20 protein-coding genes and 1 tRNA gene are annotated in these 17,716 nt (G+C 35.8%); 7 read left to right on the top strand and 14 right to left on the bottom strand.

Features of this window, described 5'->3' with window-relative positions; genetic code table 11:
- Positions 1-9: 9 nt before the first annotated feature.
- The 12 genes from ADH81_RS08785 to ADH81_RS08840 all read right to left on the bottom strand — a co-directional run bounded on the left by ADH81_RS08785 (position 10) and on the right by ADH81_RS08840 (position 10,809).
- Entirely contained in the window at positions 10-711 is a 702-nt protein-coding gene (locus tag ADH81_RS08785; RefSeq protein ID WP_049509191.1) for a histidine phosphatase family protein, read from the bottom strand.
- A 109-nt stretch (positions 712-820) separates the two neighbouring features.
- Positions 821-1,237, bottom strand: a complete 417-nt coding sequence (comGG, locus tag ADH81_RS08790) for a competence type IV pilus minor pilin ComGG (protein ID WP_049528332.1) — start codon at positions 1,235-1,237, stop codon at positions 821-823.
- Positions 1,215-1,676 (bottom strand): competence type IV pilus minor pilin ComGF, encoded by a 462-nt coding sequence (gene comGF / locus ADH81_RS08795; RefSeq protein ID WP_049528335.1) that lies wholly within the window; start codon positions 1,674-1,676, stop codon positions 1,215-1,217. The genes comGG and comGF overlap by 23 nt, the downstream gene beginning before the upstream one ends.
- Positions 1,639-1,941: a competence type IV pilus minor pilin ComGE gene (gene comGE / locus ADH81_RS08800; RefSeq protein WP_049528337.1), complete on the bottom strand. Its 303-nt coding sequence runs from the start codon at positions 1,939-1,941 to the stop codon at positions 1,639-1,641. The genes comGF and comGE overlap by 38 nt, the downstream gene beginning before the upstream one ends.
- A complete protein-coding gene (comGD, locus tag ADH81_RS08805) occupies positions 1,904-2,338 on the bottom strand; it encodes a competence type IV pilus minor pilin ComGD (protein WP_049528339.1) in 435 nt (144 codons plus the stop codon). Before comGD ends, comGE begins: the two co-directional genes overlap by 38 nt.
- Positions 2,301-2,624, bottom strand: coding sequence for a competence type IV pilus major pilin ComGC (comGC, locus tag ADH81_RS08810; RefSeq protein WP_049528341.1), 324 nt, complete (start codon positions 2,622-2,624; stop codon positions 2,301-2,303). The genes comGD and comGC overlap by 38 nt, the downstream gene beginning before the upstream one ends.
- Positions 2,625-3,668 carry a competence type IV pilus assembly protein ComGB gene (gene comGB / locus ADH81_RS08815; protein ID WP_080979311.1) on the bottom strand — a complete coding sequence of 348 codons (1,044 nt, stop codon included), beginning with the start codon at positions 3,666-3,668 and terminating at the stop codon, positions 2,625-2,627.
- On the bottom strand, positions 3,589-4,530 hold the full coding sequence (comGA, locus tag ADH81_RS08820; protein ID WP_049528345.1) for a competence type IV pilus ATPase ComGA: 942 nt from the start codon (positions 4,528-4,530) through the stop codon (positions 3,589-3,591). Before comGA ends, comGB begins: the two co-directional genes overlap by 80 nt.
- A gap of 57 nt (positions 4,531-4,587) precedes the next feature.
- On the bottom strand, positions 4,588-4,965 hold the full coding sequence (locus tag ADH81_RS08825; protein WP_007555701.1) for a DUF1033 family protein: 378 nt from the start codon (positions 4,963-4,965) through the stop codon (positions 4,588-4,590).
- A 137-nt stretch (positions 4,966-5,102) separates the two neighbouring features.
- Positions 5,103-6,161, bottom strand: a complete 1,059-nt coding sequence (locus ADH81_RS08830; protein ID WP_000649456.1) for a zinc-dependent alcohol dehydrogenase family protein — start codon at positions 6,159-6,161, stop codon at positions 5,103-5,105.
- Positions 6,162-6,300: 139 nt separating this feature from the next.
- A complete protein-coding gene (gene nagA, locus ADH81_RS08835) occupies positions 6,301-7,452 on the bottom strand; it encodes an N-acetylglucosamine-6-phosphate deacetylase (protein WP_045762732.1) in 1,152 nt (383 codons plus the stop codon).
- 486 nt (positions 7,453-7,938) lie between these two features.
- Positions 7,939-10,809: an SEC10/PgrA surface exclusion domain-containing protein gene (locus tag ADH81_RS08840; RefSeq protein WP_080979313.1), complete on the bottom strand. Its 2,871-nt coding sequence runs from the start codon at positions 10,807-10,809 to the stop codon at positions 7,939-7,941.
- Positions 10,810-10,961: 152 nt separating this feature from the next.
- Here ADH81_RS08840 and ADH81_RS08845 point away from each other — a divergent pair, with 152 nt between their 5' ends.
- Positions 10,962-11,291 carry a helix-turn-helix domain-containing protein gene (locus ADH81_RS08845; RefSeq protein WP_049528349.1) on the top strand — a complete coding sequence of 110 codons (330 nt, stop codon included), beginning with the start codon at positions 10,962-10,964 and terminating at the stop codon, positions 11,289-11,291.
- Positions 11,292-11,373: 82 nt separating this feature from the next.
- Here the strand turns inward: ADH81_RS08845 and ADH81_RS08850 are convergent, their stop codons facing one another.
- Positions 11,374-12,420: a hypothetical protein gene (locus tag ADH81_RS08850; protein WP_049528352.1), complete on the bottom strand. Its 1,047-nt coding sequence runs from the start codon at positions 12,418-12,420 to the stop codon at positions 11,374-11,376.
- Positions 12,421-12,619: 199 nt separating this feature from the next.
- Between ADH81_RS08850 and ADH81_RS08855 the strand changes: the two genes are divergently transcribed.
- The 6 genes from ADH81_RS08855 (at position 12,620) to ADH81_RS08880 (ending at position 17,501) form a co-directional block, all read left to right on the top strand.
- A complete protein-coding gene (locus ADH81_RS08855; RefSeq protein ID WP_049528355.1) occupies positions 12,620-13,039 on the top strand; it encodes a hypothetical protein in 420 nt (139 codons plus the stop codon).
- A 13-nt stretch (positions 13,040-13,052) separates the two neighbouring features.
- A complete protein-coding gene (locus ADH81_RS08860) occupies positions 13,053-13,292 on the top strand; it encodes a hypothetical protein (protein ID WP_049528358.1) in 240 nt (79 codons plus the stop codon).
- Positions 13,289-14,710: an FtsK/SpoIIIE domain-containing protein gene (locus ADH81_RS08865; RefSeq protein ID WP_049528360.1), complete on the top strand. Its 1,422-nt coding sequence runs from the start codon at positions 13,289-13,291 to the stop codon at positions 14,708-14,710. Before ADH81_RS08860 ends, ADH81_RS08865 begins: the two co-directional genes overlap by 4 nt.
- Positions 14,711-14,808: 98 nt before the next feature.
- The gene (locus ADH81_RS08870) at positions 14,809-15,939 is read left to right on the top strand and encodes a replication initiation factor domain-containing protein (protein ID WP_049528362.1); all 1,131 of its coding nucleotides are present in this window, start codon (positions 14,809-14,811) and stop codon (positions 15,937-15,939) included.
- A 20-nt stretch (positions 15,940-15,959) separates the two neighbouring features.
- The gene (locus ADH81_RS08875; RefSeq protein ID WP_049509174.1) at positions 15,960-16,298 is read left to right on the top strand and encodes a DUF771 domain-containing protein; all 339 of its coding nucleotides are present in this window, start codon (positions 15,960-15,962) and stop codon (positions 16,296-16,298) included.
- A gap of 51 nt (positions 16,299-16,349) precedes the next feature.
- On the top strand, positions 16,350-17,501 hold the full coding sequence (locus ADH81_RS08880) for a tyrosine-type recombinase/integrase (RefSeq protein WP_049528365.1): 1,152 nt from the start codon (positions 16,350-16,352) through the stop codon (positions 17,499-17,501).
- A 61-nt stretch (positions 17,502-17,562) separates the two neighbouring features.
- Here the strand turns inward: ADH81_RS08880 and ADH81_RS08885 are convergent.
- Positions 17,563-17,646 (bottom strand) — tRNA-Leu (locus ADH81_RS08885).
- Positions 17,647-17,716 lie beyond the last annotated feature (70 nt).

The following is a 17,716-nucleotide window of genomic DNA, read 5'->3' on the forward strand; positions in this document are numbered from 1 at the left end:
TATAGGCTTTTATTGTTCTGAACTAGCTTGCTCCTCTAGTTTAGCTCGTCCAATTTCACGGTAGCTACGGTCGCCAACAATCTTGACCGAGAACTGACCATCTTGGTACTCGAGAATCGTCACACTTCCATTATCAAGGCCATGCGGATGCATTCCGTTGATTAAATAAACAATGGTTCCAATAGTCATTCCATGGCTGACTACGAGAGCATTTCCTCCCCCATTAGCTTCCATTTCCTTAGCAATGGCTTCAAAACCTTCCCAGATGCGACCACTTAGTTTTTCCCAGCCTTCAGCCCAGCCTGCTGTATCCACTTCTACCAAGCCTTCAGCTAGCTCCGCGTAGGATAAACGATGCACATGATCGACATTAAAGATACGAGGAATGATGCCCATAAAAAGGTCTCCATCATAAGCACCATCAAAACTACCAAAGCACCATTCACGGATTCGTTTATCCATACGATAAGGAATTTGCCCTGTTAAACCTAGTTCCTCAAGGATAATTCCCATAGTCTGAATAGTCCGACCAGAGTCGCTTGAATAAGCACGCTCAAACCTTAAGCCAGACTCACGCAAGCCAATCCCCAATTCATGAATGCCTCGTTCCCCTTCAGCTGTCAGTGGAGTATCACTCCAACCTTGAGCACGACCAATCGTATTAAACATTGTTTTCCCATGACGTACTAGATACAATTTTACACTTGACATATTCTGTCCTCCATATGTATCTATTATAGCATGATTTCAGACAAAAACCTTGTCCTAACCCACTGAGTCCAACATCACCACTTAAACTAGATTTTATAAATCTGATAATCTATGTCTTATCATTCTTAGAAGGAGCAACTTTAGATGGCTCGGTGGCCTCTTTTTTAACCTGTTCTTCTTTTGACTTTTTTTCTGTTTTCTTCGTCTTATCGTCGGTCCTTTTCAAAGGAGAAAAGTGAAATTCAAACTGATTTTTTCCTGTGTCAATAGTCGCTGTGAAGAAGTTTTCGTCGTTACGATAAGTTGACTTTCCTACATTAAATGACTGCTCTCCATTTTCAGAATTAGCTTTTTCATAGGTTCTCTTAGCCATTGCAAATGCAAGGAGTTTTTCTTTATTTAAGGCATAATCCTGATGATGTGCTACTTGTCGATTCAGATAAAACTGCAACAAAAGACTAAAAATTCCAGCAATAGTAATAGCGTAAAGGAGAACTCCAGCTCTAACTTTCTTCTTTTTCAACACGATAGATAAATTCCCTCTCTAGTCCCTTTTCAAACTGAAAATTGAAATGAACATTTTGCCCTTTTTGGTAAATATGCGTTGATTTAAGGCCATAAACCATGGGTTGATAACCACGTCCACTAGCATCTGTTTTCCGGAAATCATTTGACCTTGATTTCCCCATGGAAATGGGTTTGCCTTCCTGTTTGAGGTAAATCCTATCATTCTCCACTTTTTCAAATTGGGTTCGATTCAGCTCTGCTTCCAGCTGATCCACAAATAAAAGCCATTCTTTTTGCTCACTTCTCTGCTGGTAGCGAACCTCTGAAACTAAGAGTTGGCTCATAGATTGAAAAAGAAGCAAGCTACCACTAATAACGATAAGGGAAACCAAGGATTCTAATAGTGTAAAAGCTCTGACCCTACTTGTCTTGAATCGCCAGTAATTTCTCAGTTCCATGGTATACCTCCAAACCTCGCTCATTCGAGACAACATGAACCGTAAGGCCATTGACAGTCAACTTCTTTTGTCCAGTCTGCAAAGCCATACGAGCCACTCGCAAAACTTCTTCCTGTTTTAGAAGTTCTACTTCTCTTTTTCTACTTTCTTGAATTTGTCCCAGTAAGAGAGTTGCTATACTGGCAAAAATAGCTAGTGAAATCACTGCTTCCAGTAAAATAACCGCCTTAATTTTTTGCTTCTTGAATACGTTTAATCTTTCCATTTCCTAGATATAGTTGGTATCGAACCACTTCTTTCCTTGTTTGAAATCTCACGCTGGCCAGAGACGAATTCCCACCAGACTTGTCAAAGGAAATTGACTGATTGGACTGTAGTTGAATTCCTTTAGGGATGGTTAATTTCTGATAGCCATTTCCAATACTTCTCTCTTCCAAAATCAAGTTGATCTTCTGCTGACTAGCCAGACTTCGCTTCTGAGTTTCCCGATAAAGTTCCTCAAACTCCATAAAGAAAATTTGTTCTTCCACAGCCACAAAAGTGGACTGAACTGAACTTGACAAACCCAAGGCTAACAGACTGACTATCCCTAAGACCAATAAACTTTCTAACATAGTAAAAGCCCTAATCCGCAACTGTTTGACTTGTCTTTTGTTTTGCATGGTATTCCTTATAGGCTTTTGCTTGCTCAGCAGTGATACGTCCATCTGCCTCTAGTTTACTTAGACTAGCATCCTCATTTTTATCTAGAGTATAGAGTTCAGCTTGGCTTTCTACCACCTTGACGACTGCTGCTTTACCCTTGTCATTCACTGCATCCTTTTGCTTAGTTAGGTTTGGCACAAACAGTAAGAGTAGAACACTAATGATAAGGAGGACCACTAACATTTCCACAAGAGTGAATCCTTTTACCTTTGCTTCTTTTAATTTCATCATCATTTTTTTCATCTAAAAATTTACCTCCATATTTTGATACATAGGCAGCAACATAGCTGCGTACAATAAAACGATTAGCAGAGCTACAAAAATAAAGACCAGTGGTTGAACTAAGTTCATCGTACGATTAACTCGGGTAAAGAAGGATTCCCACGTTTTTTCTGCATAGATTTCCAATTCGCTTCCCAACTTGGATTTGATCTCTCCATATTCAATGATTAATCCCAACTCTCTTCTAAAAAAAGGATAATCCTGCACAACCATAGAAAATTCATGCCCATTTTGCAAGGACAGGGATAAATCATGTCCGATTTCCTTAAAAAGAGGATTGCCTTGCTCCTGCATCATCTGGAAAATCTGTGACAACTCTAAACCTTGTCCAATCATATTTCCCCATTCTCGAGCATAATAGGCCGTCAGATAATACTGAACAAATACACCTAGAAAGGGAATTCTAGCTAGAAAAGAAAAGACTTCTATCTTCCTAGATTTTCTGTAGAATATCAGTCCTGTTAAAGATACGAGACCTAGCGCCAGAGTAAGTCCAAGAAAAATCTGTGGTAGGTTACTAATCACTAAGGTAGCTATGTTACTACTATCCAGTTGGGGCAAGAGATAATTTCGCAACCCCAACATAATGAGCAGTAAGAAAGCTAACAATATGATTGGATAGGTCGCAACTTCAATTAACTTCTTCTTGACCTTAGCAAGATTATCTAAATACTCTTCAATTTTCCCTAAACTCAAATGAAGGTTCCCATGAACTTCAGCCAAGGAAAGTTGCGTGACAATTGAACTTGAAAAACCTAAAGTCCCCATCATTTCCGAAAAGGATTTTCCCTGCGAGAGTCCTAGACGCATCTGCGATACATATTCCTTTTCTAACAAGAGACTTCTCTCTAGAAAGGAAATGATTTCTACCAGATGAAAACCACCGGAAAATAAATTGTTAAAGAGTGTGATTATTTTCTTCTGCTTACTGGTAGCTAATTTTCTCCGTTTCAGCTTGAAGGGCAGTGATATGTCCTTCTTTAAGAAGCTGGTCAATTTGTCCATTCCACTTTTCTGCCTGATGTTCTTGGTAATTTTTGTTTGCAAAATCAATAATTCCTCCTCCCCCGATTAGTCTCTGGTAGCAAACACCTTGTAAAACAACTGCGAGTTCATCTTCACTAACACCAAGTTCTAAGAGACGCTCATAAACCCCACGAACACTCTTGGCATGGATTGTCGAAAATACCGTGGCACCTGTCAGACTAGCTCGTACAACGGCACGGGCTGTTTCGCTATCTCGAATTTCTCCAATGATTAAAAGATCTGGACGATGTCGTAGGGAAAGTTTGATCAAGTTCTCATAGCTAAGTCCGATAGCTTCATTGAGCTGTAATTGTAGCATTTCTTCTTGCTTAATCTCGACTGGATCTTCAATGGACATGACCTGTTGTCCCTTAAACAATGACTTGGCTAATTCATGCATCAAAGTAGTTTTGCCACTTCCTACGGGGCCTGCAAAAAGATAAAGTCCGCGTTGCCTAAAGCCCTTTTCCAGTTCTATAAGGTCCTGAAACCAGAAGCGCAACTCTTGTTCTTGATCATGCAAAAGTCGGATTACTAGACTCTCATAACCACGATAATCTCCTACCGTCGATAAACGTAATGAAGAAACCTTGTCTCCATGCTGATAATCACAGGAACCAAGCTGACTACGGCGTTTTTCTCCAACGTTCATCCCCGCAATAAACTTAAAATGACTAATGACAGCCCCCAACTTTTCAAAGTCATAGGTGTTAATCAAATGTCTCTCATCTCCAACTCGCATATGTAGCTCATAAGACTTTTCTTTAGGAACAAAATAGATGTCCTGAGCTCCTTGTTTTTTGGCCAGTGTAATCAATTCTTGTGCAAGTATTTGTACCATATCTTCCTCCTCATTCTTATTATTCGAAGAAAATATAAAAAAGAAGAAACAACTTCATTAAAAAGTTGTTTCTTCTTTTTTTATGCGACAAGTACGGTGGATTTCTAAACCAGTCTGTTTTTCGTAACCAGGTCTAAATTTTTCATCAGGAATGACTTGACCATCTTCCAACAAAGCCAAGGAATGATATTGTTGAAGAAATTCATCGCATTCTTCACACCAGCGTTTATCTTCTGGATCCCAAAAAATAGTCATCAAATCTCCTCTACTTTTGTAAAGGGGGATTTCCTTTTCTAACTCAAACCAACAAGACTTATAATATTTCAAGGCGTCATAATAGTTATCAAATTTTTTGCTCGCAATGACGTCGTCTTCCCAGCCTTCTATAAACCACCACGGTTCAAAATCTCCGTACATTTTTATAACTCGATACATAGTTTAACTTCCTTTGTACCGTATATTATAGCGAAATTTTGAGAACAATGAAAGAATTTTGCTCATTTTCACGAATTATATAACATTTTCAAAAAATCCAGCTATTCAAAAACGAATAACTGGATTTAAAAACAAGATTAGCCTTCTGAAATATCGTTTTCAATGATCACTTTAATCGCATGATGATCGGCGGCCTTACTAAATACTTCATAGGCCTTTTCTATTTCACTAAGTTTGAAATAATGAGTTACCAATTTTTCTGGTTCAATTTTATGACTTTCTAAGGCTTTCAAAAGCTGAGGAGTTGTATTGGTAGAAACCAATCCAGTAGTTACGTTAATGTTTCGAATCCAAAGAGTGTCCAAATCAAACTGAACTGGTTTACCATGCACACCACAGTTGGCTACTGTTCCGTCTACACCAATAATCTTTTGACAGAGATCAAACGTTGCAGGAATACCAACAGCTTCTATAGCAACATCCACACCTCGACCATCTGTCAAATCATAAATTTCTTGAATTGCCTTTTCAGGGTCTGAAGAATTAATCTTATGAGTAGCACCGAAAGAAACTGCAGTATCCAAGCGGTTATCGTCTAGGTCCACCATAATCAATTTGGCTGGTGAATAGAATTGTGCCGTCAAAAGAGCTGCCAATCCGACTGGCCCTGAACCAACGATAGCTACACTACAACCAGGCTCAACTTTCCCTTTTAAGACACCAATTTCATAGCCAGTTGGCAAGATATCAGATAACATAACCAAAGCTTCATCAGACAAGTCAGCTGGAGTATGATAAAGAGTATTATCAGCATGAGGCACACGAAGATATTCTGCTTGCATACCGTCGATCAAATGTCCAAAAATCCATCCACCTTCGTCTTCACAGTGAGCATAGATTCCTTTTTTACAATAGTAACACTTACCACATGCACAAACGCAAGAAATCAAAACCTTATCACCCTTTTTGAAGTTTGAAACTCCTGCACCGACTTCTTCTACAATACCAATTCCTTCATGTCCTAGGATAGTTCCACTCTTACAAGCAGGAACATCGCCTTTAATAATATGAAGGTCTGTACCACAAATAGTAGTCTTAACGATACGCACAATAGCATCTGTTGGCTTGCGAATAACTGGTTTGTCCACATCAACAAATGACGCAAGACCTGGTTTAACGTAAGTATAAGCTTTCATAAGCAATCCTCCGCTTTTTTATTTGTATTATTTATATCATAATTGTAAGCCTTTTCAATGCAAAAATCAAGTAGTTTGTGAAAGAAATAACAAATTTATTTTAAAAAAGAAGAAACTAAACTAGTTTCTTCTTTAGAAATTATGCTTGATAACGTTTTTCACCGTCTAGATAAGTTGCTACTAATTCCAAATCTTTATCTAACACGATAAAGTCTGCATCATAGCCTTCACGAATTTGTCCACAGACGTCATCGATATGAACTGATTTAGCTGGGTTCAGACTAGCCATCATGACTGCTTCATGAGGATTTGCAATTCCCCACTCAACGACATTTTTCAAACCATCTTTAAGTTTGAGAATGGAACCTGCCAAGTTACCTGTAGATTTAAGGCGAGCAGTCCCATTTGCAACTACAACTGGAAATTCACCTAACATATAATCGCCATCTTGCAAACCGCCTGCTGTCATACAGTCAGTGATAAGGGCAATATTTTCAGTTCCTTTTTGTTTAAGAAGAATTTCGCAAGCCTTAGGATCCACGTGATGACCATCACAAATCAATTCTGCATAAGTGTGTGGTAACTCATACATCGCACCAACCATACCAAGTTCGCGGTGTGTTAAACCACGCATTCCATTATAGGCATGAACCCAAACACTAGCCCCGGCATCAACAGCTTTTTTAGCTTCATCAAATGTAGCATTAGAGTGACCTAGAGCAACAGTTACACCTTCACCAGTAATAGTACGTACAAAGTCCTCAACCCCATCACGTTCAGGTGCAAGAGCAATTTTATTAAGAAGACCATTAGCAGCCTTCTGCCAAGCACGGAACTCATCCATACGTGGATCTTTCATATAGGCAGGATTTTGAGCTCCCTTAAATTCTTCGGTGAAGTATGGTCCTTCAAAATAAATACCACGAATCTTAGCACCAGATGCTTCTTGATAGCGTGCACCAATGTTTTCAGTAACAGCCAGCAATTGTTCGTATGATGAAGTTAGTGTAGTTGGTAGGAAACTAGTAACACCTGTGCTAAGAAGACCTTCACTCATCGTATGAAGAGTTCCTTCAATATTATTATCCATGACATCCACACCACCAAAACCATGAATGTGGGTGTCAACGAGACCAGGTGCGATGCTATAACCAGAATAATCTAAAATTTCAGCATCCTCAGAAATCTCTTCAACATGCTTACCAAACTTACCATCAATAAGTTCCAAATAACCTCCACGACGAATACCATGTGGATAGAAAAATTGATCAGCTTTAATATACTTAGGCATAATGATAACCCCCTTAAGAAATAATCTACTATTTATTATGTCAATTACATTATAAACCTTTCAAAACAATTTGTAAATGGTATAGACCTTTTTTAGTGAAATTTTAATAAATTGTTCAACAAAAAAGACAAGGTTTTTATACCTTGTCTTTTTTACTATACCGGCGGCCAACAAACTAGCGTTAAAATAAGTTAAAATAAATAACCAAGAAACGATTAAATCAAGATATTATCACACGCTAGTTAGTATTGAAATTGAGGAAATTGACCAGTGGTTGACCAAATAAATTTTAAACTTTTGCTTTAATTTTATAGTCTTTAAATTTAATAATCACAATTTTTTATACATAGTTCGATACCGTGTTCGGCGCAATCGGTATAGTCCAATATTCATTCTCAAAATTGGTTTAAATAGCGTAGTCTTTTAAACTAATTTTGTGAATCAAAAAAATCTTCCTATTTGTAATAAGAAGATTTTTTTATTATTCTAATTTTTTCTACGTACTGTTACAAGTCCAAATGTTCCAAGAATTGCACCGAGTACCAACATTGTAACACTTGATGACTCTCCTGTATTTGGTAATGTTTTTGCACGTTCTACTCGTGAATAAGTTGATTTACTTGATGCTTGTTGTTGACTTGTGTAAGTCTGACCTTTTGTGATAACATTTCCTTTATTATCGATAGTAACGTTTTTATCACTTGCATAATCTTTATTTGATTTATCATTATCGGCTTGTGGACGATCAACGTTAACTGGTTTTTCATCAGTAGCTGGTTTTGTTTCACGTACAACAACATTCCCTTGTGCATCGATAGTCACTTCTTTACCTGCATCAAGAGCTTTCTTCAATTCGTCAACATTGACAGTAGGTAGTTCTTCAGCAACTGGTGCATCTTTAGGAACAGCTACAATTGTTCCGTCAGGAAGTGTTTTAACAGTGCTATTTTTAGCATCTTCTTTAGCTAGTTCTTCAAGATTTAGTTCAGGAAGAGTTTCAGCAACTGGTGCATCTTTAGGAACAGCAACGATTGTTCCGTCAGGAAGTGTTTTAACAGTGCTATCTTTCGCATCTTCCTTAACAAGTGCATCAAGATTCAACTCAGGAAGAGTTTCAGCAGTTGGAGCTACTTTTGGTACAGCAATTACTGTTCCATCAGGAAGTGTTGCAACAACGTTTTCTTGAGCTTTTTCTGCAAGGTCAACGAGTTTAGCATATGTTGCTTCAAGTTCTGCAAGTTTAGCTTCTTCAGCTTTTTGTGCAGTCAACAAGTTTTCAAGCTTAGACTGTGCCATTTCTAGGTCAGATTTAGCGAGTTCCAATTTGACACTAACGGCTGTTCTAGCTTGTTTTGCTTTAGTTAGAGCAACTGGTGCGTCCAAATATGCTTGCAATTGTTCAGCCAATTCTTTAGCTTCTTTAACAAGAGCATCTTTTTCAGCAAGAAGTTTTGTAACTTGTTTGTTCAAGTTGTCTAGTTTAGTTTCTTGGTCTTCAAGTTTAGCTGAAGCATTTTCAAGAGCTTGTGACGCAATTGTTTTAGCGGTTTTAGCTGATTTAAGTGCATCTTGAGCTTTTTCAAGAGTAGCTTTCTTGTCAGCTAGACTTGCTGAGAAGTTAGCGACTGCTTCATTTGCTTGAGCTTCACGTTTCTTAGCATTTTCAAGAGCAATGTTTGCCAAACGTAGGTTGTTTTCAGCAACTTGGGCTTGGAGTGGCGTAGCCATTGCGTCTGCTAAGACTTTTTCAGCTTCAGTTTTCAAGCTAAGTGCGCTTGCGTAATCAGTTGAAGCTGTTGTCAAAGCATTCTTAGCGTTTTCTGATGCAGTTTTAGCTTGTTCAAGGTTTGATTCCGCTGTTGCGACAGCTTTTTCAAGAGTTTCGATGTCGATGTTATCTTTGATAACGTTTCCGCCAGCTAAGTTAAGAGTTGAGATAAAATGTAAACGTCCGTCAACAATTGCTGTTGCAATTCCGACAGTGTTGTTAACAAAGTTGTTACGTGAATGTCCCCACTTAGATGGAGCGTCAGCAAATGTTTGTCCCATAATTGCATTGAATACAGTTTGTTTCAATTCATACATGGTCATAGAGTGTTTTTCATTTGCAAGTGAGATGTTTTCACTATGGTAAGCACCATTGATGTGACCAGCTTTGTCTGCTGAGATTCCACGAGCTACATATTTATTAGCTTGTTCACGAGCGATACGAAGGTCAGAGTCTGTAACAGTAACTTCGTTCAATCCAAATTGTTTATGGATTTCAGTTAACACTTTTGATGCATATAGACTGATTTCTTTTTGTTGTTCATCAGTCAAATCATCAAGATTAACTGTGCGTTTCTTATCAGCTTTGCTGATTTTTGTTGAAGAATTTTCAATAACAGTTGCACCAGAGTCAGTCATGAAGTCTGAGTCGCCTTCGGCTTTATCTTTCTTGAACTGAGTCAAGTCTGCGATGTTTACAATATCAACATTGTCCAATGCATCTTGAGCTTTAGTAAGTTCAGTTTGAGCATCTTCCAATTTAGCTTCTACTGATTCAGCATGTTGGTTAGCTGTTGTCAATTTTTCTTTAGCCAATTTGACAGCATCATTTTTAGTATTTACATCAGTTTCAGCTGATTTGATAGCATCTGCGCGTGCTTCATCAGCTTTTTTTGCTGTTTTGAAAGCATCTTCAGCTTCAGCGACTGTAGCTTCAGCTCCTTTTACAGCAGTTTTAGCATTTTCTAAATCTTTTTCAGCATTTGCAAGTCCAGTTCCGTCAAGTGCAGATTCTGCATTTGCGACTGTTTTTTCAGCACTTTGAACGTTATGGTTTGCTTGTTCAAGATTAGCTTCAGCACTTGCCACGTCTGATTGCTTTTCAGCAAGAACTGCTGTTTCAGTTTTGATTTGTTCATTTGTAGCTTCAGTTGCTTTTTGGTTAGTGGTTTGCGCTTCAAGGTTCTTAGCTTGAGCATCTTTGACTTCAGCAACTTTTTCAGGTGTTACTTGTGAAGCAATTGCTTGCGCATCGTTAACAGCCTTATCTGCATTAGAATATTCTGTTTCAATTGAAGCAACAGTAGCTTCTTTTGCTTGAACATCAGATTTAGCTGTATCAACTTTAGTATTAGCGTCTTTAACAACAGCTTTTTGTGCATCAAGCGCAGGTTTTACTGTAGAAGGTGCAGGAACTTCACTCTTTTCAAGTGGTTTCACTTGTGGTTTAGTAACAAGAGCAGGTTCATTGACAGCAGTGTTAGAAGGTACTGGAGTCGCTTGAGCTTCTTGAGCAAATGCAGGCGCACCAACTGATGCAAGTGCAATAGCTGTTGAAGTTGTGAGGGTTTTAATAGTTTTGTTTGACATAGAATCTCCAAAAATTTACAAAACAACTATATATAGTTGTTTTTTTTATTTAATTATACCACATCGAACCAACCTTGTAAAGTTATAAGTAATCTTTTAAGAACTAAAATATGTAGAAAAAATACTGTAATATTTAGTTTGAGAGGTATTGCATGAAACAATCATTAAGAAAGTATATAGGAAAACGAATTCGCCTTTTAAGGTTGAAAAAAGGACTTACACAAGAACAAATTGAAGAAAGAGCTGATCTTGGAACAAATTATGTATATAAACTTGAACACCTAGAAACAAACATAACAATTAATACCCTTGAAAAAGTTATGAATGCCCTTGAATGTGATATTTCATCTTTCTTTGATATTACAAAAAAAGATGAAAATCCTGAAATTGTTGAATTAATTTCAAATATAAAAAATTTACCTGATAATAAACAAAAAGAAATACTTTCTGCATTCAACATGATTCTGAATCAAATTAAATAATATTTTAATCAAAATCAAAACGCTATAATTGATAACATAACAACCCTATTAAACAATGTAAAGAACCGCTAAGAAAAAAATCTTAGCGGTTTATTTTTATCCCAAAATTATCCTCTAAATTACTTAGAAAATCCTCTCTCCAAAAAGAGTCATTTATAGTCTTGTAAAATTCGACTAAATACCGTTTAAATGAAATTTCAGTTATAACTCTATTTTTATTTTGTTCTTCAATCTTTTCTTTATACTTGTTAATCTGATACTTTTCAAATTCATATATTTTATTTGAAAGAGAAGAAATCACGTTCTTGTTTTCTTGATTCATATAATTTTTTTTAAACTTATTGAAAGATTTTTCAAAATTAAAAGGTGGTATAAATTCTTGATTCTTTGACTTATTATAAAATTCTTCTACTTCTTTTAATCTACTATTGTAAGCATCCAATGACAATTCTGGTGCTACAGACTGTAATATTTCTGTTCGCCCCCGGACATCCTCTAATAATTCACCTACTTTTTCAGCTTGTTCAATGCATAATTTCTGATTTTCAAACCAATCTTCTTTTAATCTTTGTTCAAATTCTTCTAATAAAGTATTTATAGTTAACTCAAAATTAGTCTCCAACATTTCTTCATTCAATAGTTGCTTAATTGTTGAACTAGTACGTGGCTGAATGCGAAAAATTTTAATCGGTAGTTGACGTCTTTCAATCTCCAATTTTAATGAAAAAAGATAATCTTCATTCATTAAATACGCAGGTTTTCCAGAATTTTTAAACTCTTCTCTAATTTTCTCTTCTGGTGTTTTTAAACCTTGCCGTTGCAATTCCTTTACTAGCTTATCTTCTTTTTTATAAAGAACATCCCAACTCGAGAGAATTTTGGAATGCTTCCCAAATTTTGGAAATACATACAAAGTTTCAACTACTTCATCTCCTTGAAAATTTTCGTATATTTCACTTATATGTTCTCCCTCCGAACAGTGCATATATTGCCCTAGTACATCTTTTTTCAAAATATCACGAATTTGTTTTTCAGTTATATCCATATAAAATTCTTTTTCTATTCTTCCGCTGGGATAACTTCTAATATAATCCAAAGCTTCTTTTACATTATAATACTTTTCTTCCAATATAATATCCTCCTTATCGCTATTTTCAGCTTATCAAATAAAATTTCCTAATGCAAATTTTTTATTTTTTCCCTTTTGGTGCATTTGACGACCGGAATTTTTAATCATGATAAACTGAAAATGTAAATAACGAACGTTCAAATATTTACAAGAAATATTTAACAGAAAGTACTAGTTTTTAGCTAGTTTGGTAACAAATATGAATAATAATTTAGTTCAAACAGGATTGTTTGGAAGCAACTCAAATCAATCAGGCGATTCAATTGTAAACGACCGCCGTACTGCCCCAGCTCTTACTAATATTTCAACTTGTGTAGCTGTAAGTGTTACAGAGCCAAAGCCATTCTTTCCGATTGTGGGATTTGAGAAAAATCAAAATGGTAAAAACGCCCCAGTTTTTTCTGACAAATCAATTGGTTATGAAGTATTTTTATCAATGCCCAAAGATGATGGAACAGTTAAATTGATTAGTCTTGTTGTCCCAACTTTAGAAATTGCGAACAAGATTCAGTTCAGACATTTGTATCAGTTAGTCAACCCACTCGGTCGCTATAAGTTCAAAAGTTATGATGTCATCGAAGTTTGGGCTGAAGATGTCAACGAAGTTAGTTTAAAGTAGAAAGGAAATAGATATGAAAGATATTTCTAAAGAATTAGATGATTTATCAGCTTTAGATCTTCCTTTGGAACTTCGTAAAGTTTTATCAATATACATGCGTTCTGAGGTTGAAGGACGAGTTTCATCTTTTGTTAATTTGAGTTTAGTTTACTCAAACGGTCGATACACTGATTTTATTCGTTCATACATGTATTTTGAACTCATGCGTCGCAAAATGTTAACAGAAATGCAAGAGATATGTAGGTATTTATGATTAGATACAGGTTAAATGAAAATACAGGTCATTTAAGTCCAGCTTTTCCCAAGTTTGTAACTCTACTCCAAATTTTTGGAGTTGGGTTACTATTTGGGGGTAGTATTATTCGATGGCTAGGATTTAAAGGAACAGAGATTGGGATTTTTAGAAGTGAAGCACAGCTTGGCTTTCATTTAGAAGTAATTGGAATAGCTGTCTTGCTTTTTACGAATCTTGTTTTACTGGTTAGGTTTGTTTTGAGGCTATCAAAAATTGGCTCAATATCTTTATACTATCAATTAAGATTGATTGAACGACAGACACACAAAGCGTTGTTAGATTCAGTAACTGCTAATCGCAAAGTTGGTAGCAAATTCATCGATGTTAGTAAAGCGCATGCGAGCTTCGAGAAGCTAAGCAGGCGCATCAAGGTTACAATCAAAAAATTAGCTGACCAAACTACTGACGATTTAGAAAAGTTTGCGGAAATGTTATCAGCGTGTTTAGTGGGTAAAAACCGTTCACTCATTGTTTTAGATTATTGGTTAAGTGAAGATAATACAGAGTTCATCTATTTATTAGATGATATTGTCGAAGCTAGAGCAAGACAGCTCACACCACTAAGGATAACTGAATTAAGACCAGTCAATGATTTTGAAATAACAGTTGAAAAAGGCTTGACATTCTCAATGCTAAAAAATTGCCATGCATTAATTGTTGGCAATACATCCAGTTCTAAAACAACTTTCTTAAAATCGTTACTTACTCAAGTTTTTATGTTTGATTCAGAAGTTGATTTAACAATCTTAGATGTTAAATCTGAATTTAGTTCATGGGACTTTCTTCAAAAAGGTGTGATTCTTTCTCATAGTGAAGAGATTTTAGCATATTTTGAAGAATTGTTGGAATTAGTTATTAAACGTGAAAAAGAAATTGCAAATCTATCGGCACGTGATGACATTACTGGCGCTACTTTCGTTAATTTCGGTAAAGAGATGAAAATGAAGCTGTGTGTTATCGAAGAGTATTCAGCCATGCTTTCAAGCATTACAGATAACAAGATGAGAAAAAGGGTTCAAGATTTGGTCTTGTCTATTGTTTCGCGTTCTCGCTCGAGTGGTGTCTACATGTGTATCTGCATGCAACAACCACGAGCAGAGCTTTTGAGTACAGCGGTACGAGATAATTTAGGTGTTCGTATCTGTCTATCAAACGGCGCTATAACTGACGAATTAGCTCGAATGGTCTTTGGAGAAACAGATAATATTGATAATCATGCGCCCAGGTTCTCAGGCTATATCATGACTAGTGATGGAGAGTTCAGCAAACCTAGACGATTTTGGAATATTAATCTACACGAACACGGTTTGGAAAAGATTAGTATATTTAAACAAGCGTTTTTATACGGTCAGAGATTAAGAAAAAAGAGTAAATAATGGGGTACTAGAATTCATGGGGGTCTAGTAATGACCCCCATCCCACCACCCCTCACAGGGGCAACTACAAAAGCAACTAGAAGAAGGAGTTATTTTATATGATTCAATGTGACGTTGATGAAATTTCATTTGTATTTTTACCAGAGTATAACGAGATGATGTCTAATTATGAAGCATTTGCTTCAACTATCTGTTTAAAAATTGATGAATTATTGGAATTAGAAAAGTACACGGTTAACTATAAGTTAAATGAAAAAGGATTTGCAGGCTACAATTATATTATCAATTTTGATGAATTTGATATTCTATTATGTTTCAACACAGACAGCCCACGAATGGGAATTTTGCTCAAATTTTCAGGGCAAGGTTTAAAACACTATATGAAACGACGTGAAGAAGATAATCAAAAAATTTCGTATCGTCGATTAGTTCAAAAATTTTTTGAATTAGAAAATTATTTTAGTGGTAGTTGTAGAGTTTCAAAAATTGATTTTGCGATTGATTTTATAGATGAGGGTCTGAAAGTGAATCAGATTCATCAGGAGTTAAACAAATCAATAATAAAATCAAAATACGTTGATAGTTTTACAAATACAATCAAATTGAGAAAGAATCAGTCAAATATCAGTACGTTCAATACAAACAATAGAGTAGAAACAATTTATGTTGGTAGCAAGGCAAACAAAGGAAACTCTCTACTACTACGAATCTATGATAAAAAACTGGAGCAGGAGAAAAAGAAGGGCATCTTTTATGATGAAGCCTTGAAATGTGATGATTGGGTGAGATTTGAAATGTCAATTAGGCAGGCTTACGCTAATCAAACCGGCTTAGATATTTTAAAATGTAGAAACGACAAAGAATTATCCAGTTTGATCTTTCAACGTTTTACTGACAAATATTTATTTTTCAAAAATGATGAATTATGGGATATTTCAAAGGTTATGATGGAATATGTTTCAACCGATTTTGATTTATTGAGGTCAAAACCAAGGCGGAAAAATGACTTATTATCTACTTACATCTATCTGTTAAAAAATAGTGGTTTAGAATCGTTTCTATACAAGATTGACAAAATTTACGGTAAAGAAGCAATTCAGGAATTTTTCAGGTATGTTTTGATTCATTTCAAAACAAAGTATAAACCCTCTCCAGACACAATCATCTTTTTAAATAATAAAAAAGATGAATTAAAGAAAGAAAAAGAGCCGTGGAAAATATTCAAGTAAGAGAACGAGAGGAAATGTATATGACGGATAAAATCTCAATTAAAATAGAAAATTTGGAAGTAAATCTTCCTCAAACACACATTATAGTAGAGAAAGATGAATATCTTGACTTGAAAAACAAGGCTTCACAGGGGCAATATATGAGTCTATCAGAGGTTTTAGAGATGGTTTCAGTCTCTCGGCCTTGGCTACTCGAACATGTTCTTTATCAGCCTGATATTCGCTCAAAAATCGATATTGATAAAAACAGAGATGGGTTTGTGAAATATCCAGACAATCAGGGCGGACGGTACTACTTCTTAGCCAGCAAAACGAAACAATTTTTTGAAGAAAACTTTGCAGAAATCTTTAGTTTATGATACGATAATCAAGATAATATCTTGGTTATCGTCTTTTAGAAAGAGGTAATCATGTCAGTTTCATTAAGAAAACGAGGAAAAAAGAATTTATGGGATTATAGAATATTTGATAAAAATAAAAAGGTAGTTGCTTCAGGTTCAGGTTTTAAGACAAAAAGAGAAGCAGAAATTGAAGCACTCGCCCTTGAACTCAAATTGATTAACGGAGCAATAATTGATAAAAATATTACATTCTATACCCTTTGGGAAAAGTGGTTAGAATTAACAGTTAAACCACTTGGAAAAGCAGAGACTACATTTAATAAACATTTATTGCGTGGTAAGTTTATCAAAGAATATTTTAAAGAAAAACCAGTTTTAAAAATCAAAGCAAGCGAATATCAAGCATTTATTAATAAGTACGCTGAAACAAATTGTCGTGACAATGTTAGTAGAATGAATGCGGAAATTAGAAATGTGATTGTGTTTGCTAAAAGAGATAAGCTCAATATAGAAGATTTTACTGAAGGTGTCATTCTTTCAGGTCGTCCCCCCAAAAAAAGAAGAGATGAAAAATATATTCATAGTTTTGATGACTATCAGAAACTAGTAACATATTTAGAAAACAATCTTGATTTAACAACTTCAATTGTACCGTATTTACTTTTAATTCAACTAAAAACAGGATTACGTGCAGGAGAGGTTGCAGGTCTCACTTGGGATTGTGTATTGTGGAAAAGTTCAGAAATCAAAACTTATAGACGATATGATACAGCTAGAAAACGATGGGCAAATCCTAAGACTGAAGAATCAATTCGTACAATTCCTGTTGATAATGATACATTAACTATTCTAAAAAAATTAAAACAAGAACAAGCTGTATTCATTGAAAACGGTACAATTACAAATAACGAAAATATGATTTTAGTAGATTTGAATTATAAGATTGTAACAAATGCAGGAATCAATAAACATCTCAAGCAAATTTTAAGGGATTTAAAAATTTATCCTCAAAGTATGACAAGCACAGGTCTTAGACATACGTATTGTTCTGCAATGCTAGCAATGGGTGTTGATATTTGGGCAGTTTCAAAGTTAATGGGGCATCGAGATATTAAACAAATAACTGAAACTTACGGCCATCTGATAAAGGAAAAAGCAGAAATTGAAAACAATAAAGTTCGTTCAGTATTAACAAGTTTAGTTAAAAAAGAGAATTGTTGACCATAAGTTGACCAAAGCAAAAAGAAACATTGATTTAACAATGTTTCTTAATACTATATTATACCGGCGGCCGGGGTCGAACCGGCACGTCCTTGCGGACACTGGATTTTGAGTCCAGCGCGTCTGCCAATTCCGCCACGCCGGCAAAGTATAACTGGGGTAGCTGGATTCGAACCAACGCATGAGGGAGTCAAAGTCCCTTGCCTTACCGCTTG

Source organism: Streptococcus pseudopneumoniae (assembly GCF_001072925.1).
GTDB lineage: Bacteria > Bacillota > Bacilli > Lactobacillales > Streptococcaceae > Streptococcus > Streptococcus pseudopneumoniae_Q.

Excerpts from the sequence above, each read along its gene's own strand:
- nagA (WP_045762732.1), bottom strand. The coding sequence starts at position 7,452 with ATGCCTAAGTATATTAAAGCTGATCAATTTTTCTATCCACATGGTATT.
- ADH81_RS08845 (WP_049528349.1), top strand. The coding sequence starts at position 10,962 with ATGAAACAATCATTAAGAAAGTATATAGGAAAACGAATTCGCCTTTTA.
- ADH81_RS08830 (WP_000649456.1), bottom strand. The coding sequence starts at position 6,161 with ATGAAAGCTTATACTTACGTTAAACCAGGTCTTGCGTCATTTGTTGAT.
- comGD (WP_049528339.1), bottom strand. The coding sequence starts at position 2,338 with ATGCAAAACAAAAGACAAGTCAAACAGTTGCGGATTAGGGCTTTTACT.
- ADH81_RS08785 (WP_049509191.1), bottom strand. The coding sequence starts at position 711 with ATGTCAAGTGTAAAATTGTATCTAGTACGTCATGGGAAAACAATGTTT.
- ADH81_RS08880 (WP_049528365.1), top strand. The coding sequence starts at position 16,350 with ATGTCAGTTTCATTAAGAAAACGAGGAAAAAAGAATTTATGGGATTAT.
- ADH81_RS08840 (WP_080979313.1), bottom strand. The coding sequence starts at position 10,809 with ATGTCAAACAAAACTATTAAAACCCTCACAACTTCAACAGCTATTGCA.
- ADH81_RS08870 (WP_049528362.1), top strand. The coding sequence starts at position 14,809 with ATGATTCAATGTGACGTTGATGAAATTTCATTTGTATTTTTACCAGAG.
- comGC (WP_049528341.1), bottom strand. The coding sequence starts at position 2,624 with ATGAAAAAAATGATGATGAAATTAAAAGAAGCAAAGGTAAAAGGATTC.
- ADH81_RS08865 (WP_049528360.1), top strand. The coding sequence starts at position 13,289 with ATGATTAGATACAGGTTAAATGAAAATACAGGTCATTTAAGTCCAGCT.
- comGF (WP_049528335.1), bottom strand. The coding sequence starts at position 1,676 with ATGGAACTGAGAAATTACTGGCGATTCAAGACAAGTAGGGTCAGAGCT.
- ADH81_RS08875 (WP_049509174.1), top strand. The coding sequence starts at position 15,960 with ATGACGGATAAAATCTCAATTAAAATAGAAAATTTGGAAGTAAATCTT.
- ADH81_RS08825 (WP_007555701.1), bottom strand. The coding sequence starts at position 4,965 with ATGTATCGAGTTATAAAAATGTACGGAGATTTTGAACCGTGGTGGTTT.
- comGA (WP_049528345.1), bottom strand. The coding sequence starts at position 4,530 with ATGGTACAAATACTTGCACAAGAATTGATTACACTGGCCAAAAAACAA.
- comGE (WP_049528337.1), bottom strand. The coding sequence starts at position 1,941 with ATGGAAAGATTAAACGTATTCAAGAAGCAAAAAATTAAGGCGGTTATT.
- comGB (WP_080979311.1), bottom strand. The coding sequence starts at position 3,668 with ATGGACAAATTGACCAGCTTCTTAAAGAAGGACATATCACTGCCCTTC.
- ADH81_RS08860 (WP_049528358.1), top strand. The coding sequence starts at position 13,053 with ATGAAAGATATTTCTAAAGAATTAGATGATTTATCAGCTTTAGATCTT.
- ADH81_RS08855 (WP_049528355.1), top strand. The coding sequence starts at position 12,620 with ATGAATAATAATTTAGTTCAAACAGGATTGTTTGGAAGCAACTCAAAT.